At 37.2% G+C, this 23,590-nt stretch carries 23 protein-coding genes; 17 read left to right on the top strand and 6 right to left on the bottom strand.

Annotation, left to right across the window (positions count from 1 at the left end; translation table 11 throughout):
- The first annotated feature begins 32 nt into the window (after nt 1–32).
- The 10 genes from ACO052_RS02160 to ACO052_RS02115 all read left to right on the top strand — a co-directional run bounded on the left by ACO052_RS02160 (nt 33) and on the right by ACO052_RS02115 (nt 10,433).
- Nucleotides 33–1,700, top strand: coding sequence for a hypothetical protein (locus tag ACO052_RS02160; protein WP_422108028.1), 1,668 nt, complete (start codon nt 33–35; stop codon nt 1,698–1,700).
- Entirely contained in the window at nt 1,700–2,704 is a 1,005-nt protein-coding gene (locus ACO052_RS02155; protein ID WP_422106377.1) for a vWA domain-containing protein, read from the top strand. The genes ACO052_RS02160 and ACO052_RS02155 overlap by 1 nt, the downstream gene beginning before the upstream one ends.
- Nucleotides 2,697–3,734 carry a vWA domain-containing protein gene (locus tag ACO052_RS02150; RefSeq protein WP_422106376.1) on the top strand — a complete coding sequence of 346 codons (1,038 nt, stop codon included), beginning with the start codon at nt 2,697–2,699 and terminating at the stop codon, nt 3,732–3,734. Before ACO052_RS02155 ends, ACO052_RS02150 begins: the two co-directional genes overlap by 8 nt.
- Before the next feature lie 60 nt (nt 3,735–3,794).
- A complete protein-coding gene (locus tag ACO052_RS02145) occupies nt 3,795–4,628 on the top strand; it encodes a tetratricopeptide repeat protein (protein ID WP_422106375.1) in 834 nt (277 codons plus the stop codon).
- Nucleotides 4,629–4,682: 54 nt separating this feature from the next.
- A complete protein-coding gene (locus ACO052_RS02140) occupies nt 4,683–5,186 on the top strand; it encodes a hypothetical protein (protein ID WP_422106374.1) in 504 nt (167 codons plus the stop codon).
- 15 nt (nt 5,187–5,201) lie between these two features.
- Entirely contained in the window at nt 5,202–6,983 is a 1,782-nt protein-coding gene (locus tag ACO052_RS02135) for a BatD family protein (protein WP_422106373.1), read from the top strand.
- Between the two features lies 1 nt (nt 6,984).
- Nucleotides 6,985–7,743, top strand: a complete 759-nt coding sequence (locus ACO052_RS02130) for a tetratricopeptide repeat protein (RefSeq protein ID WP_422106372.1) — start codon at nt 6,985–6,987, stop codon at nt 7,741–7,743.
- Nucleotides 7,744–7,798: 55 nt separating this feature from the next.
- Nucleotides 7,799–8,092 carry a hypothetical protein gene (locus ACO052_RS02125; protein ID WP_422106371.1) on the top strand — a complete coding sequence of 98 codons (294 nt, stop codon included), beginning with the start codon at nt 7,799–7,801 and terminating at the stop codon, nt 8,090–8,092.
- Between the two features lie 87 nt (nt 8,093–8,179).
- Nucleotides 8,180–9,775 (top strand): SulP family inorganic anion transporter, encoded by a 1,596-nt coding sequence (locus tag ACO052_RS02120; protein ID WP_422106370.1) that lies wholly within the window; start codon nt 8,180–8,182, stop codon nt 9,773–9,775.
- 28 nt (nt 9,776–9,803) lie between these two features.
- Nucleotides 9,804–10,433, top strand: a complete 630-nt coding sequence (locus tag ACO052_RS02115; RefSeq protein WP_422106369.1) for a carbonic anhydrase family protein — start codon at nt 9,804–9,806, stop codon at nt 10,431–10,433.
- 9 nt (nt 10,434–10,442) lie between these two features.
- Here the strand turns inward: ACO052_RS02115 and ACO052_RS02110 are convergent, their stop codons facing one another.
- Genes ACO052_RS02110 through ACO052_RS02095 form a run of 4 tightly spaced genes read right to left on the bottom strand, consistent with a single transcriptional unit; the run spans nt 10,443 to nt 15,056 of the window.
- The gene (locus ACO052_RS02110) at nt 10,443–10,961 is read right to left on the bottom strand and encodes a CvpA family protein (protein WP_422106368.1); all 519 of its coding nucleotides are present in this window, start codon (nt 10,959–10,961) and stop codon (nt 10,443–10,445) included.
- 34 nt (nt 10,962–10,995) lie between these two features.
- On the bottom strand, nt 10,996–13,581 hold the full coding sequence (locus tag ACO052_RS02105; RefSeq protein ID WP_422106367.1) for a TonB-dependent receptor: 2,586 nt from the start codon (nt 13,579–13,581) through the stop codon (nt 10,996–10,998).
- Between the two features lie 10 nt (nt 13,582–13,591).
- Entirely contained in the window at nt 13,592–14,494 is a 903-nt protein-coding gene (locus tag ACO052_RS02100; protein ID WP_422106366.1) for a FecR family protein, read from the bottom strand.
- Between the two features lie 52 nt (nt 14,495–14,546).
- Entirely contained in the window at nt 14,547–15,056 is a 510-nt protein-coding gene (locus ACO052_RS02095) for an RNA polymerase sigma factor (RefSeq protein ID WP_422106365.1), read from the bottom strand.
- 76 nt (nt 15,057–15,132) lie between these two features.
- Here ACO052_RS02095 and ACO052_RS02090 point away from each other — a divergent pair, with 76 nt between their 5' ends.
- The 5 genes from ACO052_RS02090 (at nt 15,133) to pheS (ending at nt 20,244) form a co-directional block, all read left to right on the top strand.
- Nucleotides 15,133–16,713 carry a 7TM domain-containing protein gene (locus ACO052_RS02090; protein ID WP_422106364.1) on the top strand — a complete coding sequence of 527 codons (1,581 nt, stop codon included), beginning with the start codon at nt 15,133–15,135 and terminating at the stop codon, nt 16,711–16,713.
- Nucleotides 16,713–17,591: a sugar-transfer associated ATP-grasp domain-containing protein gene (locus ACO052_RS02085; protein WP_422106363.1), complete on the top strand. Its 879-nt coding sequence runs from the start codon at nt 16,713–16,715 to the stop codon at nt 17,589–17,591. The genes ACO052_RS02090 and ACO052_RS02085 overlap by 1 nt, the downstream gene beginning before the upstream one ends.
- 45 nt (nt 17,592–17,636) lie before the next feature.
- Nucleotides 17,637–18,764, top strand: coding sequence for a hypothetical protein (locus ACO052_RS02080; RefSeq protein WP_422106362.1), 1,128 nt, complete (start codon nt 17,637–17,639; stop codon nt 18,762–18,764).
- A gap of 35 nt (nt 18,765–18,799) precedes the next feature.
- On the top strand, nt 18,800–19,156 hold the full coding sequence (locus ACO052_RS02075) for a hypothetical protein (RefSeq protein ID WP_422106361.1): 357 nt from the start codon (nt 18,800–18,802) through the stop codon (nt 19,154–19,156).
- Nucleotides 19,157–19,224: 68 nt separating this feature from the next.
- Nucleotides 19,225–20,244 carry a phenylalanine--tRNA ligase subunit alpha gene (gene pheS, locus ACO052_RS02070; protein ID WP_422106360.1) on the top strand — a complete coding sequence of 340 codons (1,020 nt, stop codon included), beginning with the start codon at nt 19,225–19,227 and terminating at the stop codon, nt 20,242–20,244.
- Nucleotides 20,245–20,299: 55 nt separating this feature from the next.
- Here the strand turns inward: pheS and ACO052_RS02065 are convergent, their stop codons facing one another.
- Nucleotides 20,300–20,701 (bottom strand): hypothetical protein, encoded by a 402-nt coding sequence (locus ACO052_RS02065; protein WP_422106359.1) that lies wholly within the window; start codon nt 20,699–20,701, stop codon nt 20,300–20,302.
- Nucleotides 20,702–20,908: 207 nt separating this feature from the next.
- Between ACO052_RS02065 and ACO052_RS02060 the strand changes: the two genes are divergently transcribed.
- Entirely contained in the window at nt 20,909–21,304 is a 396-nt protein-coding gene (locus tag ACO052_RS02060) for a hypothetical protein (RefSeq protein ID WP_422106358.1), read from the top strand.
- 139 nt (nt 21,305–21,443) lie between these two features.
- On the opposite strand, the gene ACO052_RS02055 is transcribed toward ACO052_RS02060, so the two are convergent.
- A complete protein-coding gene (locus ACO052_RS02055; protein WP_422106357.1) occupies nt 21,444–22,445 on the bottom strand; it encodes an NAD(P)H-dependent glycerol-3-phosphate dehydrogenase in 1,002 nt (333 codons plus the stop codon).
- Nucleotides 22,446–22,579: 134 nt separating this feature from the next.
- Here ACO052_RS02055 and ACO052_RS02050 point away from each other — a divergent pair, with 134 nt between their 5' ends.
- A complete protein-coding gene (locus tag ACO052_RS02050) occupies nt 22,580–23,533 on the top strand; it encodes a nicotinic acid mononucleotide adenyltransferase (RefSeq protein ID WP_422106356.1) in 954 nt (317 codons plus the stop codon).
- Nucleotides 23,534–23,590 lie beyond the last annotated feature (57 nt).

Genomic DNA, 23,590 nt, shown 5'->3' with positions numbered 1-23,590 from the left:
TAGAAGTGAAAAGTGAAACGTCATACACGAGAATTGCCTTAACAAGAAATCGATTGGTTTTAGGTTTGGTCCTGTGTCTCTTCAGTCTTGTGTCTTACGCTCAAGTTACTTCAGAAGTGGATACCACTAAAATCCGGATTGGTGAACAAATCAACTACAAAATAAAAGTTGAAGCGGACTCTTCTGCCCTTGTGGTTTTTCCCGAAGGTCAAACCTTCATGCCTCTCGAGGCTGTAGAAGCTTTAGATATAGATACAACTAGAAAAGACGCCAAGTTTTTATTGTCTAGAATTTATAAGCTTACACAGTTCGATTCTGGGGCTTATACCATTCCTAGACAAAAGATCATCATAGCTGATAAACCGTTCTTTACGGATTCGCTTAAAGTGGAGGTTAATACTATTGAAGTCGATACCACAAAGCAAAAACTCTACGATATTAAACCCATAATCGACGTAGAGAAAAGCGCTAGCAAATGGTGGCTTTGGCTACTAATAGCACTCGCAGCAATAGCTTTGGTGGCCTTTTTATTGTATTGGTTTATTTGGAGACAAAAACCATTGACTGAAGAAGAGGAAATCGCATTATTACCAGCATACGACCGTGCAAAATTAGCTTTAAAAAAGTTGGACGAAAGCCCTTATTTAATACAATCTAAGGTGAAAGCCTATTATTCTGAATTGACCATGGTCATAAGGAAGTATTTGGACGAAAAGGTTTATGACCGCTCCTTAGAAAGTACGACTGACGAATTGATTTCAAGGCTTCAATTATTAAAAGAGGGCAATCAGTTTCCGTTTACAAAAGAAACCCTCCATAATCTCGAGACGATTTTAAAACGTGCCGATTTGGTAAAGTTCGCAAAATCAGCGCCGGATATGGCACTCATTGAGATGGATAGAGCAACTATAGAAAAGGAGGTGGATAGCGTTAAAGCGTCTTTGCCAGAACCTACTGAAGAAGAGAAGCTTTTAGACCAACAGTACAAAGAAGACCAAGAGCGAAAAAAGAAACGCAAAAAGGTTATTTTGACCGTACTCATTTCTTTATGCTTAGTCATTGCAACTTTTGTGGGCTTTGGTATGAGATATGGATTTGGATATGTAAAGGATACGATAATAGGTCATGAGAGCAAAGAACTTCTAGAAGGTGAATGGGTTGAAAGTGCCTATGGTTTTCCTCCTGTATATATAGAAACACCTGAAGTGTTGAAGCGGATACAAGATTCACTTCCAGACGAGCTAAAGGATAAATTTGAGCGTACAATTTTTGCCTTCAATAGTGAAGCCCATGAGATTCGTATTGAGGTTATGACAATTCGGGCCATTGATGCTCAAAATCAGCAAAAGCAAGAAGAAATTGAAAAAAATGTGGCACAATCTATAGAGGGGATTTTGAGCGAGTGGGAAACTGAGAATATTCAGAATATCATTACGAAAGGGGAGCAATATATCACACCAAATGCTGTTGAGGGCATTAAAACCTACGGAAATGCTGATTTCCCTATTCCTAACTCGGACGACACCTTAAAAGGAGACTATGCTATTTTTAGTTTTGCCACTACAGATGCTATAATGCATGTTACATTGATTTGGGCAAAAGATGATACATATGCCGTAGAAATGATAGATAGAATTGCGGATTCTATCGAGTTAAAGTCAGATGAACAAGCAGATGCCGAACAAGAAGCAAAGAACTGATGTTAGAGAATATAGAATTTTTAAATAAGGAACTCTTTTGGTTTTTATTGCTCATACCAATAGCCATACTTTGGTATGTTTTTAAACACAATAAACAAACCGCTGAGCTTAAGATATCCAGTATTCAAGGATTTAAAAATGTATCCTCTTTTTGGTCAAAATTGAGACATTTGCTATTTGTACTTCGACTATTGGCCCTAGGGTTATTAATTACAGCCTTGGCAAGGCCGAGAACCGTAGATGTATCTACAAAGACTAAAACAACAAGGGGTATTGATATTGTGATGTCTATTGATGTTTCTGCAAGTATGTTGGCTAAAGATTTACGCCCCAACCGACTAGAAGCCTTGAAGGCTGTTGCTGCAGATTTTATCGATGGTCGCCCCAATGACAGAATAGGTTTAGTAGAATATGCTGGTGAAGCCTATACCAAAACACCAATAACCAGCGACAAATCTATTGTTCAGCGCTCACTAAGAGACATTAAATACAACACTATTATTGAAGGTGGTACCGCAATAGGCATGGGTTTAGCGACCTCTGTCAATCGACTTAAAGACAGTAGGGCTAAAAGTAAGGTGATTATCCTTTTAACAGACGGTGTCAATAATGGTGGGTTTATTGACCCAAAAATAGCAAGCGAATTAGCTGTAGAATACGGTATTAAAGTCTATACTATTGGCTTAGGGACAAATGGGATGGCCTTATCGCCTATGTCCATCAATCCCAACGGGACTTTCAGATATGGACGCCAACAAGTAGAAATTGATGAAGAGCTATTAGAGGAAATTGCGGAAGCAACTGGGGGGAAGTATTTTAGGGCGACAAATAACAGGAAATTAGCAGAGATTTATAAGGAAATCAATAAGCTAGAAAAAACTGAAATAGAGGAAAAGAAATACTATAATTATGAAGAAAAGTATAGGCCACTAGTCCTGCTAGCTGGGTTACTACTTTTAATAGAATTAGTGTTACGACATACAATATTTAGGAGCTTTGTTTAGACTTGACGAAAAAATATGGTTTTGGACCCTACTGGCAATCCCAGTAATTATTCTGCTATTTATGTTATTGCAGATTTGGAGACGTTCTGCGCAGAAAAAGTTTGCGGATAGTGGATTGCTCAGGCGATTGAGTCCTAACCAATCTCTTTTTAAGGGTGTTTTAAAAGTGTTGGTGCTTTGTGGCGCATTTGCATGCTTGTCATTAGCTTTGGTAAATCCTAAAATTGGCACGAAACTAGAAACTGTGCGCAGTCAAGGTGTTGATATTGTTTTTGCCGTAGATGTTTCTAAGAGTATGTTGGCCGAAGATATTGCACCTAATAGATTGGAAAAATCAAAACAACTAGTAAGGGAGATTATAAACAGCTTAGCTAGTGATCGTGTAGGTATTATTGCCTATGCAGGTAAGGCTTTTCCCCAGCTGCCAATAACTACGGACTATGCATCCGCAAAAATGTTTTTGCAAAACATGAATACAGATATGCTATCCTCCCAAGGGACAGCCATTCATGAAGCCATTCAATTAGCAAAAACCTATTATGATGATGAAGAGCAAACCAATCGCATATTAATCATTATTTCAGATGGTGAAGATCATGGGGGCGAAGCTGTGGATATCGCAGAAGAGGCAATGGAAGAAGGTATTAGAATATTGACCGTTGGTGTAGGAGATATTAAAGGAGGTCCCATCCCCATAAAGCGAAATGGTATTGTCCTAAATTATAAAAAAGATAGCAATGGTGAAACGGTTATTACACGTTTAGACGAAACGACTTTAAGAGAAATTGCAGATGAGACCGATGGGATTTACGTTAATGGAAGCAATACTGCAGAAGTCGTAGACACTATTAAAGATGTGCTGGACAAAATGGATAAAAAAGAGTTTGAGTCTAAGCAAATCGCTGATTTTAAGGATCAATTTCAATGGTTTTTAGGTCTGGGCATCTTACTATTATTCATCGATATCTTCTTTTTAGAGCGAAAAACAGCTTGGTTAAAGAAACTTAATTTGTTTAATGAGAACTTTTAGAGTTTCTTTAACGCTAATAAAACAAAGGGTTTGTTACTTTTAAATTAAAGTATGAATGGTATGAAACTTTACATAGGTATTCTTATAGCATTGATTGGCTATTCAGGATTTTCTCAGGAAGCTGACAAAGAACGGCTAAGGGCCGAAAAGAAGGCGACCGATTTGGTTTATAATGCCAATGAGCTATTGGATGATGACAATTATGTGGAAGCAGAAATGGAGTATAGAAGGGCCATTTCTAAAGCACCAAGCAAGGCGGTCGGATCCTACAATTTAGCCCATTCTTATTACAAGAAAGGAAGCTTTGAGGAAGCACTATATAGAAGTCAGGAGGCTGCAAAGAATGCATCTACCAAGGACGAGAAGCATAGAGCGTATCATAATATTGGAAATATTTTAATGCAAAACGATTTGTGTAAAGAAGCGGTTGAAGCCTTTAAGGATGCTTTGAGAAATAATCCCAATGATGACGAAACGCGTTACAATTTTGCCTTAGCAAAAGAATGTGCCGAACAGCAAAAAGATGGGGGAGGCGAAGACGACAAGAAAGACGAGAATAAGGAAGAGGAAAAGGATAAGGAGGAAGAACAAAAGAAAGAAGACGAGAATAAAGACAATAAGGATAAAAAGGACGAAGGCGATAAAGATAAAAAGCAAGGGGATAAGGAAGAAGACGAAAACGGAAAGCCAAGAGACGACAAAAAAGATGATGGCAAAGGGGAAAAGGACAAGAAAGACAAGAACCAAAACCCAAAACCAAAACCAGGACAAATGTCTCCTCAGCAAATAAAGAATATTTTAGAGGCCATGCAGAACCAAGAGCAGAAAGTTCAGCAAAAGATAAATGCCGAAAAGCAAAAAGGGGCTAAAGTAAAAACAGAGAAGGACTGGTAGCTCGTTACGTTTCTAGTACGAGCTTGCTTCATAACCATTTTTAAAGGTAAAAAGATGAAATTTATAAAGAATATATCCATTGTAGTTGTGTTACTTATAACAGGTATCATGTCTGCCCAAGTAAAGTTTGAAGCTAAAACAGATATTGAAGAACTGAAAGACAGGGTTTTTATTATCACCGAACTCGATAAGACCAATTTTTTGGTTTCAGATTCTATCGTTGTGAAATACAAATTATTTGTGTCTCACGATACAGGAATAGAAAATTGGAATGAAGCTTACAAACCATTATACAAAGACTTTGAAATGAATGATTCAAAGCGCGATGATCTCAAAATTGTGAAAGAGGCATATAAAGGGGAAGACTATAGAACTGTAGTTTTTAAAGAAGTTATTTTAAATCCCAATAAAAAAGGAAACCTCGTACTACCAGCATATGCCTTGAATGTTCAAGTTTCTATTCCTTCAAAAACGGAAAAAAATGCTTTTGGGAGATTTAAAATGCAAAAGCAGGACATAACTATTACAACTGACAAAATAAAAATAACGGTTAAGTAAGTATAGCGATATACTATGCAGGTGCAAAGTTTTAAAAACATAGTAGTTCTATTAATCCTTTTTTTAGGCGTATTCAGTCAGGCCCAAGTAAAATTTGAAGCTAAAGTCAGTAAAAAGAAATTAGGGATTAATGAACGTTTGCGCATCGATTTCGAGATGAATAAAGATGGGGACAATTTTGTGCCTCCGAGTTTCGAAGACTTCACAGTTGTTGGCGGACCCAACACCTCTTTAATGAATTCTTATGCCAATGGTAAAAAGACCTATTTAAAGACTTATAGTTATTTTTTGGCTCCCAAAAAAAGAGGCAAGTTTACTATAAAACAGGCAAAAATTGAAATCGATGGCGAGATATATAAAACCTTTCCTATAACCATTACCGTGACCGCTGCGGTTGATCGGCCAAATGGTCCTCCTGATGCTTCGGACGTCGCTTCCGAAAATATTCATCTGGTAGCTGAGGTTTCAAAAACCAACCCCTATTTGAACGAAGGCTTAACAGTCGTTTATAAATTATACGTATCTCCAGAAACAGGAGTGAGCAATTGGAGAGAAAAAGACAATCCACGTTATAATGATTTTTGGAGTCAGAATATTGAGATTAAGGGATTGAATATTCAGAAGGGTCTGTATAAAGGTGAAGAATATCGTTTTGTTGTTCTCCGAAAGACAGTGCTCTATCCACAAAAAATAGGAAAATTAAAACTAGAACCTTTGGTGTTGGATGTTACCGTCGAAATCCCTTCGGGTCGAGCGGATATTTTTGGACGTCAAATAATGACCAAAGTTCCTAAGACCATAACTGCTGGGAGTAGAACCATTAATGTAAAGCCTTTACCAGAACAAGGGAAACCTTCAGATTTTAAAGGAGCGGTAGGGGATTTTAATTTTAATGTCACAACATCTAAAAGTCAGCTCAATGCCACAGAGTCGCTTCAGGCAAAAATTGAAGTTTCGGGTAAAGGTAACCTGAAGCTATTTGAACTCCCAAAATTAACAACCCCTAGTTCGCTTGAGGTTTATGAACCCGAACATAAGGAAAGCGTACGTACAAACTTAAGCGGCATGCAAGGTCGCATTTCGGATACTTATACAATTGTACCACAGTATAGAGGTAAATATCCGCTACCAGCCATTTCCTTTTCTTATTTCGATTTAAAAACGGAAAGTTATAAGCGGATTACTTCCGACGACATTGTTATTGACGTCCTTGAAGGCCCTACGGCGGCCATAAATAATACGGATGAGGCAACGGCAACGACCAATACAAAGCAAACAGTGAGACCAGCGACCAATACTTTTGCGTTTATAAAAACAACCTCTAATTGGTCCTCAATCGTTAGTAAGCCTTTCTTTAAATCTTCAGGATTTTGGGCGATGTTGTTGTTACCATTTTTGGCAATACCCGTAGCGATAGTGATCAGAAAAGCAAAAGATAAACGGGATGCAGATGTTCAAGGTAATCGTATTCGGAAAGCAGACCGCTTAGCTCGAAAGTATCTCAGTGAAGCTAAGAAAAATCTAGGACAGAAAGATGTTTTCTACGAATCCCTGGAACGAGCACTCCATAACTATTTAAAAGCCAAGTTGAATATTGAAACCAGTGATTTTAATAAAGAGAAAATCGACGCTCTCCTTGCTAAAAGACAAGTTGAGCGAGAGGCGATATCAGGTTTTATATCCATATTGGAAAACTGTGAATTAGCGCGTTATACCCCAATAACCCAAGTGACGATGCAGAATGACTATGATAAATCGGCAAAAACAATTTCGCTAATAGATAAACAAATAAGATAGATTGAAAAAAGGGATACGCATATTAGTTTGTTGTCTGGGATTTTTAGCATTCTCACAGAATAATCAACATTTTGATGAGGCCAATGCCTTGTACAATGATGGTAAGTATGCAGAAGCCATCGATACGTACGAAGCCATATTGGAAACAGGTGAACATTCAGCCGAAGTTTACTTTAATTTAGGGAACGCTAATTACAAGCTTAACAATATTGCTCCAAGTGTTTATTATTATGAAAAAGCATTATTGCTCAATCCTAATGATCCAGATATAAAAAATAACCTGGCTTACGCTCAAAATATGACCATAGATGCTATTGATATAGCACCTCAAGTGGGCTTTGCCAGAATTATCAATAACGTGGTAAATACCTTTGGTATAGATGCGTGGGCGAAAATAGCCATTGCTGGTGTTATCGTCTTTGTTTTATTGTTTTTAATGTACCATTTCTCTTATGCTACGTCAAGAAAACGCATTGCATTTGTGGTCAGTATATTGAGCTTGTTCCTAGCATGTTTTTCTATTGCTATGGCCTTTCAAAAAGAGCGTTTGGACAGTAAAGACAATCCTGCGATTGTTTTTGCCCAAGAATCTAGGGTTAAATCAGAAGCCAATAGGGTATCAGAAGAGGTATTTAGACTTCACGAAGGGACCAAAGTACAGGTTTTGGAGTCCTATAAGGATTGGAAAAAAATTCAACTTTCAGATAATTCCACGGGCTGGATTCCTGCAGCGGATATAAAAATGATCAAGTCCTTTTAGATTTACTTAACAAAATCATATATTGTAAGTGTTATATTTGTTCGTAGCACAACCTATGACTTTGAAAAAAAACCTAGCACTTTTTTTCATGATGTTTTTCATGTTAATAAATAGTGCACCGACTATTATTATATCACTAGATAATACTATTGATAGCTCTATGTTATTTGGACTTGGGGAGGAAGAAGAAAAAGAAGATTTAAAGCTTCTGCTTGAATGCGTCTCCGAAGAATCCGAATGCACATCCTTAGATTACATAAGTCTAGGTTGTATAGGCTACACCTTTAAAACATACTTAAAACCGCACCCAAATTTAATTTTTCCACCTCCGAAAAAAGGATGGACATAAGACCATCAATCAAAGAACTTTATCAAGTTTCATAATTAAATTCAATCAAAGCCTTGGGATTTTTTCTAGGCTTATAACAATATAAATATGTTTAAATCATTAAAAAGTGATATACCAGCTAGTATAGTTGTATTCTTCGTGGCCCTACCGTTGTGTTTAGGTATCGCCTTAGCCAGTGGCGCCCCTTTATTTTCAGGTTTAATTGCCGGAATTGTCGGCGGTATAGTCGTCGGGTTTCTAAGTGGATCTCAAATAGGTGTAAGTGGGCCAGCGGCTGGATTGGCAGCCATAGTGCTCACAGCCATAACAGCACTTGGGGGATGGGAAAATTTCCTAGTTGCTGTAGTACTTGGAGGCGCCATTCAAATTGTATTTGGATTGCTTAGGCTAGGCATAATTGGTTATTATTTTCCTTCATCGGTTATAAAAGGTATGCTTACAGGGATAGGAATTATAATTATCTTAAAGCAAATTCCATATTTCTTTGGTATTGACAAAAACCCGGAAGGAGACTTCGCATTTTTGCAAATGGACGGGGAGAATACCTTTACCGAACTATTAAAAACTTTAAATGCTTTACTAAGTGGTAATTTTGATAAAGGAGCCACGATTATAGCACTGGTGGCGATGGCAATATTGATTTTATGGAGTAATGTGCTGAGCAAGAAAGGTAAAATCTTTCAATTGGTGCAAGGTCCGCTTGTAGCTGTTGTTGCAGGGATTGTTTTTTTCTTTCTAACCAGAGATTCTAGTTTAAGTCTTAGTGCAGAACATTTGGTGTCTGTACCTGTACCAGAAAGTCTATCTGATCTCACCTCCTTATTGGCCTTCCCTAATTTTGAAGTCATTACTAGAGGTGATGTGATACTTACTGGCTTTACGATTGCCTTGGTGGCGTCATTAGAAACACTGCTCTGTGTTGAAGCTACAGACAAGCTCGATCCACATAAAAGAGTAACACCGACCAATAGGGAATTATTGGCTCAAGGCACAGGTAATATGGTATCTGGTTTTATAGGTGGTCTTCCTATAACACAAGTTATTGTTCGTAGTTCAGCCAATATTCAATCTGGTGGACAAACAAAAGCAAGTGCTATTATCCATGGGTTTTTCCTATTGATTTCAGTGATTACTATACCTCAAATATTAAACTATATTCCACTATCCGTATTGGCTGCGGTATTATTTATCGTAGGCTATAAATTGGCAAAGCCTTCAACGTTTAAAGCCATGTACAATGGGGGTTGGATGCAGTTTGTCCCTTTTATGGTAACGGTTTTGGGTATTGTATTCTTAGATTTATTAAAAGGAATAGGTCTAGGGCTTGCGGTAGGGATATTTATCGTGCTCTATAGAAGTTATAAAAACTCGCACTTCCTACATAAAGAAGGTGAAGATATTGATGATGGGAAAGTTAAGATGACACTGGCCGAGGAGGTAACATTTTTTAACAAAGGAGCTATTTTAAAAGAGTTAGATCGCGTGCCTGAAGACTCTACACTAGAATTAGATGTAAGGAATACGAGATATCTCGATAATGATATCATAGAAATTCTCGAAGATTTTGCTTTCAAGGCCAAAGAGCGTAATATCAATATTAAACTATTCTCTGAGCGTGGTATTGTTGAAAACCCAGAGAGCTTTATTGCGTTTTTTAAGTTGCGGAAGAAAGATGAAAACTAGAAAGAAAAGATAATTAAAACCGATTTGAATGAAAAATATAGCAATAACTAAGGACCTACAAAGCAAAATGACACCTAGTGGTGTTCTACAAGATTTATTGGAGGGCAATAAACGGTTTGTCAATGGAAGTTCTGAAGGGGCAGATAATGCGGCTTTGGTCAATCAGACGACTACTGGGCAGTTTCCAAAAGCTGTGGTGTTATCCTGTATAGATTCTCGCGTACCGGTTGAAACAGTTTTAGACCAAGCCATTGGTGACATTTTTGTAGCTAGAGTAGCCGGTAATTTCGAAAATACCGATATCCTTGGAAGCTTGGAATACTCTTGCAATGTCGCAGGAAGTAAGTTGATATTAGTTTTGGGACACGAAAGTTGCGGTGCCGTGAAAGCGGCCTGCGATGGTGTGGAACTGGGAAATATTACAGCTATGTTAGATAATATTATGCCGGCGGTTAGAAAATCTGCAGATGAGGTTGAAGGTGAGGCCAATTCGTCTAATAAGGCATTTGTGGCGAAAACTGTTGAGAATAATGTCAAACTAACGATGGACCGCATCAGAAAGAAAAGCCCAATCTTGGAAGAGATGGAAGCACATGGTGAAATAGCTATCGTTGGGGGTGTATACAGTCTGCATACAGGAAAAGTAGAAATGCTTTAATCTATAGCGTTATACTTCTTCCTCGGTAGTCATATCCTCTTCGGACTCGCTTTTTATAAGATTGGGAAAAATCATAGGTGCCAATGATTTTACGGGCTCGTATAGTGCACTTTTATCGAGATCCTCTTTTTCCATAAAAGGGAGTGTTTTGTTGAGTTTATTAAATACAATCAGTAATACACTTAAAATCAAGCCGATTTTTAAGGCTCCAAAAACGCCACCGAGTAATTTATTTAGCATGCCTAAAGCTGCAAAATCCGCTAGTTTGGTCAATGCCTTTCCTGCCAAACTAATGGCCAAAACAATAATAACAAAGGTAATAGCGAAGGCGACAATGTTAATAGTTTTCTCATTCCAATCCACTTTAGATTCTAATACATCAGCTGCGAAGTAGCTAAAGTGAATAGCTCCGTAAACCCCTAACACCAAGGCTAAGAGTGAGGCAATTTCCACAAAAAGGCCTTTAAAGAGACCTCTTATAAATCCAAATAATATAAGGGCTGCCAGTATGATGTCTATAATGCTCATAGAATTAGTAGTTGTTAGGTTTTAAATATAACGTTTAAAAGTTGACTCTTAGTGTGGCATTTGGCGTAAAACCCAGAGATAGCTGTTCAATTCTATTGAGCTCTTCCGTATCTGTGGATGGATTAGTATCCGCTCTGTAAAACACAGAAAGAGGCACTTGACGCGCATATATATTTTGGAAAGATATGCTAAAAATGCCCTTGACTTTATTAGTTTTAGAGAGCTCGAATCTATGAATTAACGAGGCATCCAATCTGTGATAATCGGGTAATCTCTGGCTGTTAATAGGACCAAAATTAATGTCGTCATTATCTGTGTCAAAACTCTCTATAGGTGTAAAAGGGCTTCCTGTTCTATAGTTCCAGCCCAAAGAGAATTGCCACTTTTCAAGATCATAACTTGCAGATAGTCTAAAATTATTAGTGATGTCATTATTTCCTCTAAAGGATGTACTCTGAATTTCATTAAAGGTATAATTGATGTCATTAAAAGTATAGCCGGCCCATAGATTAAGACGATCAAAGGACTTTTTTACCAGTACATCAATACCGAAAATATCACTTTCACCCTCAGAAAAATCCTGAGTAGCATTGGTAAATCCGTTAGTAAACGACGTTAAACCTTTTATCTGTTTAGTATAAGCATCTATGTCTACGATAAAATCGTCAATATTTAGAATGACACCTCCGGAAAATTGAGTACTGCTCAGTAGTGGGATATCATCAATGCCAGAAAGTGTCCATACTTGATTTTCTAATCGGACCTGTGTGTCCTCAAATTGAACCAATTCGCTAATCACCTGATACCGCCTTTCCGCAGTCGCTTTTAAACGAAGGAATTTAAAAATGGGATATTCGATATTAAGACGCGGTGCTATATAAAAATCATTAAACACACTGTATCGTGAGGTTCTGAGGCCAAAACTCATAAAGCTATTGTCTTTTGGTTTAAAAATGTATTCCCCGAAGACGGTGTGTGTGGTATTAGAGTTTTGCGCAGTTGAATTGAAATCGCGCTCGTCGTCCTCTATGTCATCATCTGTAATTTGTCGCGATAAGTTAAAAAACACATCATTATTACTAAACTGATATCCAATTTTGGCTTTATGCTTTTTAGAAAAATTATAACTGAGATTAAAACTGAAACCAAAATCCTCGACCTTGTTTAAACGATTGTTTTGTTCCTCCGTTATGCCTTCATTCGAAAATGAATTATTATACGCGCTTTCAAAAGATGAAAAGTAGGCTTTTGTGGCGTAGGACAGTTTTTCATGATTATGAACCCAAACCGCACTAATCCCTCTATTCTCTATATCTAATTGGTCGAGAATATTATCTTCTTCAAAGGTGGATAAAAAATCCAAATTGTTTGTGGTTAGCAGACCACTGATGCCTATGTAGTCTTTTGAAGAGGGACGAAAAGTCAACTTCATATTGGTATCAAAAAAATAAAACGTATTATCCGAATCCGTTTCGGAACCTTCGTCATTTTCATCTTGTATACTGCCATCTTCATCAATAAACAATGACGTGTTTTCAAATACTTTTTCTGAAAAAGCATCGAAGGTAGGCGTTGTTACTACATCAACATAAGAGCGCCTTAAGGAGAATAAAACACTTACTTTGTCGCTAAGAGGCGCTTTAATAAAACCATCTAAATGGGTGCCATTAACTCCAAAACCAAATTGTGTAGAATCAGGTATGGCTCTTGCCGTAGACAAGTCTATAATACCCGAAATACGATCCCCATATTCTGGACTCGCCCCACCTTTATATACTTTTGTACTTTCAATAATATGAGGGTTTATCGCAGATAGCATTCCAAAAAAATGACCAGTATTATAGAGTTTTATGTCGTCGAATAAAATAAGATTTTGGTCTTTATTACCTCCCCTGATTTGAATATCACTTACACTTTCGTTGAGACTAGTAATACCTGGAATCGTGGCTAGACTCTGAAAAACATCCTGCTCGGATTGCCCAGGTAAAACGCCTATTTCACTATTGGTTATTGTCGTGGAGCCATCATTTGACTTATCAAGTCCCGAAGTAATATAGGCATTAATTATGACGTCATTTAAAAGCTCAGAATCTTCGCTCAAAAACACATTTTTACAGCTAGTATTTATAAGTGTTTTAGCTTGATATTCTAGCGTGCTATAGCCTAGATATTGAATGCGGACGATATCTGTTGTTGATACATCGTTGATCTCAAAATAGCCGTTGTTATCACTGACTGTAATTTTGGGTTTACCTAGAATGATAATATCTGCATAAGATAGTGGCGTATTTGTAGAGGCATCAAATATGTAACCACAAATGGTAATTTGTGTATCTATGGACTTAATGATAATCTGCTTTTCCGATACATATTGAAATCTAACGTTGCATTGTTCCCCGATACGCTTTAATAGATTCTCTAAGGAGATTTCACTAGCTTTTAAGTTTACTTTTTTGTCTGCAATGACTATCTCCTTGTATGAGAAGAGCAATTGCGTTTTAGATTCAATATCCGATATGACAAGCTTAAGTGAAGTATTGCTGTAGTCAACATCTAATGTATTTTGAGAAAATCCGCTTAAGGTTAAAAGCAGAAAAAATATGACAAGATTCAATCTCATTAAATTAATGCTATTTTTCGCTTAGTTCTAAAACAGAATTTTGAAGGGTATATTTAATATCCATAGGAACGAGTACTGTTTTTAATGCTGTCTCAATATCGTTATGCACAAAACTACCCGTAAATCGTTGGCTTAAATCTACATTTTTATTTTTAATACGAATATTATATTGGGAACTTAGTTCATCGATAACAGTCTTAAGGGTTTGATTGTTAAAACTGCTTACCCCATCTAACCAAAGTGGTTTTGCTGTAGAAACCTCATACTTTTCTATGTTACCGTTAACGATAATGATAGCATCCCCAGCGGTAAGAATCGCATTGTTGGCTTTGGCATCTTCAAATTTCACTTTGCCTTCAAAACATTGAAGTCCAAAACTCTTTTCTCTAGCTCTAACATTAAATTCTGTACCTAAAACCGACACCGTTCCCGATTCGGTGATGACACTAAATGTCTGCCCTTTTTCTACATCAAAAAAGGCTTCGCCCTCTAAGTCCACAGTTCTGTTTTTTGTCCAGAAAAAACGGCTGTGTTCTAATGAGGAATTTGCATTAAGATTTACTTTAGAGCCATCAGGTAAGTTGATAACAAGTTGTTGACCGAAACCTGTTGAATAGGTTTTGGAACTAAAAAATAGGCCTAAAAGAATCAGAATAGAACAGGCTACCCCTAAGCTGTACAGTATTGGTTTTAGCCTAATAACTTTCGTCTTTTGAGTGGTTTCTCTAGCTTGAGTAATCTTACTAAAGAGTGCATCCTTATTATAGTCTGGTTTTTGAAATCGACGACTAGCATCAGCAATGGCTTGGTACTCCGAGAACTCATCCGTTTTTTCAAACGCCTCTAATTCCTCAGGGCTAAGCGCATCGGCTAACCATCTTGCTAATATTGTATCGTCTCTTTCTTCAAACATAATTTTGCCCCATTCAGTTGGATAACAGGCTTATTGAAATTTACCCTACCCTCTAAATATTTTTTATGGTTTTTCTCAGTTTTACTAGGGCTTTATGCATTCGTTTTTCAATCGCTTTTTGCGAAACTCCTAAATGCTCTGCCATTTCCTTATAGGTCTTTTTTTCAATTCTATTCATTAAAAACACTTCACGTTCACCAGCAGATAGAGTATTAATGGCATTTTCTAGCTTAGCCATAAATTCGGTCTCTTCCATTTTAAACTGTGGTGTTTCGACATCAGCAGTTTTTTGGGGTGATTTGGCATATTTAAGAACCACTTTTTTATGTGCCGCTTCATTATAAAATGCATTTTTTGTGATGGCGTATAAATAACCTCTGGCTTTATTAAGAAGCACTTTTTTGCAGTTTTGCCAGAGTTTAATAAATGCATCTTGAACCAAGTCTTCCGCTTGTTCCATATCGCCAGATCTGTAATACAAATAATTTCTAAGTTCTTCAGCGTAGTCGTCGAATACCTTTTTGTAAATATGTTCATCACATACAGAAGGCGTATTATTCATTTAGAAATTTTTTTAAATGGGGGTAGGGTGTTTTTGTTTAAACCTGTTTACCAAACAAAATTAAACAATAATACCTATGAATTCACTTAACCACTTCAGAATTATTTTTGGGTCTTTGCTCATGGTCGCCATCATACTATTAGTCTATAAAATAGTAGCGATATCAGATAAAATCGGAGACTTTTACCCGGAAGAACGCTTTACTGTAAACTATCAATATTTTTTGAGAACCAATGATGAACTTGCCAAAGTAAAATCTTTTTTGCCCAAAAATTCCGATAGACAACGCATCACTTCAGAGCAAAACAAATTGGAAACTGATGTGGTATTCAATAAAAAAGCCGAGGGCAATAACCTAAGAGGACTTTGGAAAGTCACAACGCCAAATGCCTATACAAAAATTGATTACAGTTTTGAGTTTCAAGGGAAATCTAAATCATTTTCATTACCTGAAAAGTTTCGGAGTCATTCAACTGTAGACCAGCGTTATTTTGAAAGCACGGAATACATTCAAAAAGATCATCCAAAAATTGCAGCCCTTGCAAACTCAATAGCGGAGAAAAAGTCAAGTGATAAAAAGGTTATAACGGCGCTTTTTGATTATGTTCATCAAATTCCCAACGAACCCATTATTACATTAACAGACGCCCTTAGTGCATTGGAGCAAAATATGGCCTCATGCAATGGAAAGAGTAGATTGCTGGTCGCGTTGTCTAGGCATTTGGGTTATGCCGCGCGATTAAAAGGGGGAATGATCCTAAATACGGCCAATACAAGACAATCTCATGCTTGGGTAGAAATTTATATCAACGACCAATGGATTCCTTTTGATACAGTAAACAATCATTTTGCGTATATACCAGCCAACTATTTGGAACTTTATGAAAATGACGAATTTTTACTGACACATTCGACGGATATAAGTTTTGATTATAACTATGAAGTAAAACAACAGATCAATGTGCCTTTTATTGATGCCAGTAGCAAAGAGATTAGCGCTATGATTCCGTTTTCCCTGTTGCGTTTGTTGGATCAAGGTATATTATCTGCTAAGTCTTTAATTCTTCTACTATTATTGCCCTTAGGGGGATTTATTGTCGCTTTGTTGCGGAATGTTGTTGGGTTAAAAACCTTTGGGGTCTTCTTACCGGTTCTCATTGCTTTTTCATTGTTAAAAACGGGTTTTATGCTCGGCATAAGTATCTTTTTATTTCTAATCTTCTTTATAGGTTTAATCTCTCAGCCTTTTTCTAAATTAGGCTTATTGCACACACCAAAACTGGTCATTTCGTTGACCTTGATGGTGGTCATTATTATTACTGGGTCTTACGTTGGAGTGATTACAAATAATATTTGGTTAGGCTCCTTGAGCTTTTTCCCAATAATTATTTTAACGATTTCGGCCGAGCGATTTTCAACTTTTATTCTCGAAGATGGATTTGGAAAAGCGACCAATATGCTATTTCAAACCTTAATCGCTGTTAGCGTTTGTTACCTGTTATTATCGAGTAATATATTGGCGTCAGCCCTTATCATATTTCCTGAAATTTTACTCATCATCGTGGTATTATCGATGTTTTTAGGGCGCTATGTGGGCTTACGCTGGTCGGAGTTAATACGCTTTAATCCTATACTTAACCTTAAAACAATATCATAATGTTTCGCAATTTTTTAAAGCTAAAAAACAAAAATGGTGTGATGGGATTGAATCAGAGAAACATTGAATTGATCTATCCCAATAACCAACGTAAAGACTATCAATGGGCAGACGATAAAGTTAAGGCTAAATCTATTCTGCATAGTAATAATATAGCAACAGCAAAAACATACGCGGTCATCGATAGAATAAGTGATGTGAAACGAAAATGGGCGCATTGCAAGGCGTATGAGTCCATGGCCGTTAAACCAGCCAATGGTTCTGGTGGTGGTGGCATATTAATTCTGAGAAAGGATAGCACAGGACAATGGAAAAATGGAGGGAAGCTCATTTCGGAAGCAAAAATAACACATCATATCACCAGTATTGTCTCTGGATTTTATTCTATGAATTCTCAGGATAGTTGCCTCATTGAAGAATGTATTGTACCACATCCATTCTTTGCGGAAATTTATGGAGATGGGGTGCCAGATTTTAGAATTATTACATTAAAAGCACAGCCCATCATTGGGATGTTACGCATGCCGACGTCCAAATCTAATGGCAAAGCCAACCTTCATCAAAAAGGGGTGGGCATTGGGGTAGATATGGTTAAAGGGGTATTAACACAAACCTATGATGGTAAAAACTATTTGGACTGTCATCCAGATAATCCCGAGCCGATTAATGGCAAACCCATTCCTTACTGGAAAGAGCTCTACCAGCTAGCCATTGATACGGCTAAAGCGTTTCCCTTAGACTATTTGGGAATCGATTTAGTGATCGATGCAGCTAAAGGTCCCCAAATTATGGAAGTCAATGTACGGCCGGGGTTGGGTATTCAGTTGGTCAATAAAATAGGTATGGCAGAAGCCATTAAACAACACTATAAAGAATAGTTCAGCGACTTTCTCTCATTTTTTAATTAACTCTTAAAATTTATCATGGATAAAATCATTATAACCTTCATAACGATGGCCTTTGCGTTCAGTATACATGCGCAATCTAAAACAAAATTAACGGTAGAAACCCAAGGCGGTTATGAGCATAATTACTTTAAAAGTCCAAAGCAAGTGCAAATCGATGGCCAGTTCTTTAACGCGGATAATTTAATAGCCAGCAGTCTACTGCAGGACATAGACCTCGATTTTGATTACAGCTATAAATGGAAGAAGAATCGATTGCGATTTTCTGTAAACCCCAATGCGAGAATTTTTTATGAAAATGTAGATGATTCCTACTGGTCCATTTCAACTTTTGCTAAATACGACTATGACATTACTAGAACCACACGTTTTTTAGCTGAAGTAAATTTTAGACGCATGGATCGTGAAGGCTTAGATGGTGCTCAGGATGTATTGGTAAATCCACTGGGGTTCACCAATTATGGAGCCAGTACAGGTTTGGAATTTTCACCATTTAAAAAGAATCAGACTACGGTTGAGCTTTTTTACAATTTTAGAGACTTTGACGCTTTTGGAACCAGAGATTTGGAATTCGACGAATTTGGCGTAGAACTGACTACCGAACAGGAATTTCGGGTCAATAGACTAAAACATAAATACGGAATAGAGGCTTATTTTAAAAAGCGTTTGTACGATACGTTTAATGCTTCGGATATCGACTCGGAGGGCGAACGCGACTGGTCTTATATCAAAATCGCACCGTTCTATGAATATCCAATATCAAAGCAACTAGATATAGAAGCGAGCTTTCAATTCTATCAGCGCATCGATAATTTGATTCAGCGATCAGGATTTAATCAATTTGGGCCCGAATTGACCATGCGCTATAAAAATAAAGGCACAAAAATCTATGCGAATACTTCATATATTATTAGAAACTATACAGATATTGAGGCACAGGACAATGAAGGAACTATTGGTGAAAATGTGAGGTACGACTATGTCAATTTTAGATTGAATGCAGAGCAGCAACTCACTGATAGATTGCGTTTAGTAGGGACACTTTACAGCAGAATAAGAACTACAAATAATACCAATATAGAAGCCAGATCATTTAGAGACTATAGAAATCAATTTATAACTATTGGCTTGCAATGGCAATTCTAAAAGTTTTAACTTTGTCCTTTCATTGATGATATATCATGGCAAGAGATGAACAGTTAAAAGAGCGTTGGGACCTCGTTGTTGAGAAGCTCTCTAAGCAATTTGCTGATGGGGATACCTTAGAACTAGATTCTATTATCTACCTTATCGGAGTACAAGAACTTGGGCAAATACATCGCGATTATAAAAAGGACCATAAGCTCGATTTAATGCACATCGCCATCTGTAAGCTTTTAGAACCTTATGGCTTTTATGAATTCGATTATGTAGATGAAGACGGTTGGCCACATTATAAGGTGAAGGAGCAGTTGCCATTTTTGAGAGCAGGAGAACAAAGCGTGTTAATGAAGGAAGCCATTGTTAACTATTTTGTAGAAACTGAATATATAGACTAGTTTCGACCTGACTCAAAGACTAATAATCATTAAAAAAAACTAAATTTGCGACTTCAATATTGGAGAACATGATTGATAAGTTAAAAGAACTCATCGCTGAAGCAGAAGCCTTTAGCGCAGAGACTAAAGATGATGTCGAAGCCTTCCGAATTAAATATTTAGGGTCTAAGGGCTTGTTAAAGCAGTATTTTGCTGAATTTAGAAATGTCGCCAATGAGCAAAAGAAAGAGTTTGGGCAGACGATAAATCAGCTTAAGAAAACGGCCGAAGATAAAGTCAATACCTTAAAGGAAGCACTCGAAAGCAAAGACGAAGAGCAAGGGATTTATGGAGATTTATCGCGTCCAGGCGAACCTATTGCCTTGGGAGCACGTCATCCTATTTCTATTGTAAAGAATCAGATTATTGATATATTCTCTCGCATTGGCTTTAATGTTAGTGAAGGACCTGAGATTGAAGACGATTGGCATAACTTTACGGCTTTGAATTTACCAGAATACCATCCTGCTCGAGATATGCAGGATACCTTCTTTATTCAGACCAATCCAGATATCTTATTGCGAACGCATACCAGTTCGGTACAGGTGCGTTATATGGAAAGCAATACACCTCCAATTCGTACCATTTCACCAGGACGTGTTTATAGAAACGAAGCCATCTCGGCGCGCTCGCATTGTTTCTTCCATCAGGTAGAAGGCTTGTATATCGATAAAGATGTGAGCTTTTCAGATTTAAAACAAACCTTGCAGTATTTTACAACTGAAATGTTTGGAAAGTCCAAGATAAGATTACGTCCATCCTATTTCCCATTTACTGAGCCTAGTGCTGAGGTCGATGTGTATTGGGGGCTAGAGACCGAAACCGATTATAAGATTACCAAAGGGACCGGTTGGTTAGAAATTATGGGTTGTGGTATGGTAGATCCGAATGTCTTAGAAAACTGTGGTATTGATTCTAAGGCGTATTCAGGTTTTGCTTTTGGTATGGGTATTGACCGTATTGCCATGTTATTGAATCAGATTAGCGATATTCGTTTGTTGAGTGAGAATGACGTACGTTTCTTAGAGCAGTTTAAATCTGCGCTTTAGTGTCATTCCTGCGTAGGCAGGAATCTCATGATTTCACTATAAAGAAAGGGGGGGATTATTCCAAATGCTTAGCGCCAACAACCGAAAAAACGGACTTTCTAAACTCTGAAGGTTTTTTATCATTCATAAGCTTTAAGCCCCCACTAGCTTTTATGAGTTCTTGGAAGTGCGTTTCTCTATTCTCAAATTGACTTTCATTAGCAAATGTAGTTACCAATAACACATGAAAAGGAGTCTCATCACTATAGGTTGTTTTTAATAGTTGATAGGAGTCTATATAACCTTTTTCAACCGCTTTTTCTCTCAGTTTTTTCCAGTTGTTTTGAAAATAGTAAAGGGCTTCTTCTTCATTATTGTTTAAAACTTCGACTGTTTCCAACGTCGTAATTTTTTCATTGGTTTGGCCGAGGCCTATGGCGCAGTATAAAAGCGCAACAAAAAGGAGTTTGAGTTTCATGGTCTATAGCTTTATTGGTGAGATTCTAAATTAAGGAATTCACTTTTTATATTTTTGCTTTTAATTTATAATTAACAAAAAGAATTATGATGCCTTCGTGAGCCTCAGGCATCAAATAAGAGTTCTACTTTGGTAGCTGAGGTTCTCTAAGTGACCAATCTATTTTAGTATTATATCTAATTTCGGTGGTTATCGGAACAGCATAAAATGAAAAAAGACATAAATATCCCACAAGTTAAAGATGTGTATATCGCTGTAGTGCAAGAAGAGCACCTTGAGTATAAAACGCTGGATTGGAATGCCTATATTATTAATAATAGTGATACCGATTTAGATACGGTACTAATTGTATCTCAGGGAACATCAGAAGATAAAATAACACCTCCAATGCGGCATACTATTGCCCAATTGCCTGCTCGAAGTTATGCCAAGATTGAATATTTACAAGAGCAGGTATTGGCACTCAATAATACGTTTAAAGTGACTTTTTTTGAGGGAAATCAAATGTTCGACAAGACCTATCTGTTTCGTAAAAATACGATTAATGTAAATGCTTTGCAGACGGTACCTTTGATGAATCTGAAAGGGGTTTTGGTGAAGTAATTGAGATGTCATTGCGAATCACGCTTTTTTGCGTGATGTGGCAATCTTTAAAAGGTTTGTTTTTCGTTTTTAAATGAGATTGCCACGTCATTCGTTCCTCATTCCTCGCAATGACAGAACGCTGTAATTATTATATGCCTTAATCCAACTTCTCCGTCAATTTTTTAAAGACCTTTTTCGGGTTTTTATTCTCATAAAGAATGGCATACACGGCATTGATGATTGGTAATTGTGTTTTTTTAACATTTTTCTGATTGAGCAATTTGGCACTCTTGGTGGCATAATAGCCTTCGGCAATCATATTCATTTCCAATTGTGCGGATTTTACGGTATATCCTTTACCGATCATGTTACCAAACATTCTATTGCGGGAAAACACAGAATACCCTGTAACCAATAAATCGCCTAAGTAGGCTGAATTGTTTATGTTACGCTTCATCTTGTGCATTTTTTTGATGAAACGCTTCATTTCCCGTATCGCATTACTCATCAAGACGCTCTGAAAATTATCACCATAACCCAAGCCGTGTGCAATACCAGCTGCAATCGCGTAAATGTTTTTCAACATTACGGCATATTCAACACCAATAATATCATCACTGATTTTGGTTTTAATATAAGCGCTCGATAACTGATCTGCAATGGCCTGTGCTTTTTCTGCATCAGCACAAGAAATCGTTAAATAGGATAAACGTTCCAAAGCCACTTCCTCGGCATGGCATGGCCCAGCAATCACGGCAATATTTTCGAAAGGAATGTTGTAGATATCATGGAAATGCTCGCCCACCAACAAACCCGATTCTGGAATGATGCCTTTAACGGCGGAGATCACTACTTTTTCACTAATATTAACTGTTAACTTGTTAAGTTCAGATTGCATAAAAGCCGATGGAATTGCAAAAATGAGATAATCGGCCCAATCTGCAATGTCGTTGATGTCGTTGCTTAACCGCAGTTGGTCAATATGAAACTCTACGGAGCTTAAATAACTGGGATTGTGTTGCTCTTTTAATAAATGTTCTTTGGTGTAAACGCTGCGCATATACCATCCAACCTCGTCCAAGTTTTCGCAAAGCATTTTTACAATAGCTGTGGCCCAACTGCCCGCGCCAAACACAGCATATTTTTTGGAATCACTCATGGAGTATCTATCAATTTAGTGTTCCAAAAATACATAAAATATAAATGCTTTAGTCATACGGATATAGGCATCATTTTTGAATTTGGCACGCGTTTTGAAATTAGGTTTATAGGAACCCTAAAAACCGTTGAATTATGAAGACATTAAGATTACTATTCGGATTTGCGCTATGTGCGACACTATTAACTTCTTGTTATACTGAGGAGATTATTATTAACGATAATGGTCCTGCAATTTCATTAAATCAGTTATTGCAGTCTTACGAATTGTGGTATGTCGATATTAATGCGACACAGGGGTTTGGCGAAACACCCTATATGGAAATTGCATTTACCTTAAGCTTTGATAATGGCCGTTTATTTGCTAATAATAACTTGGTTGGTATTGGTAGCCAAGGTAATGGTTTTGGTGTGCAGATAGGCACTTACAATGCCTACGATATGATATTGGACGTCGATCATGTTATCGATGGCTACAACACTTTTGATGTCTATCAAATCGATAATAATACCATAGAGTTATATAACCCATTTAATGATACCTCTTACTTTTTGGATGGTTACCAAAGATCAACTTTTGATTATGATTTTGTGTTCTATGACAATATCCATTATTTCTTACAAGAATACGAAGCCTGGGAAAAAGTATATACCAGTGATTTCGGAGTTTTAAACGAGTTTGATAATGAAAACTACTTGCAGTTTTTATCTGGGGGTAACGATTCGACCTTTAGAAGCTCACAAGATATAAATGTGAATGACCCTAATACCATTTTTTGGGACTATACGGGGGTTTATGGAGTAGGTGATGTGTCCGGAAATATGTATCTCAAAACTTTAACGTTAGATTATGATTTCTTCGACAATGAATTCTTTGAGCTTAGCGTTATTAATGACGGAACTATAGAGCTGTTCCACGCGGCATCGGGAACCGTTTATGAATTTGAAGGTCGAGGTTATATCGCCTATTATAGAAGTTCCGATACGCAAGGTAGAATTACTGAAAAGAGAAGCATGCCTAAAAAGCGTAAGCAAAAAACACCTAAGGTTGATAATCCTAGGGAAAGTAAAAGAAACATAGGAAACTAAATTTTGGTTGGTTATTTAGTTTCAAAACGCTCAGTCGATACTTGTTGACTGGGCGTT

It is taken from the genome of Winogradskyella sp., assembly GCF_965228925.1.
Taxonomy (GTDB): Bacteria; Bacteroidota; Bacteroidia; order Flavobacteriales; family Flavobacteriaceae; genus Winogradskyella.
The sequence above is the reverse complement of the archived record's forward strand: the minus strand, read 5'-3'. Positions and strand labels throughout refer to the sequence as shown.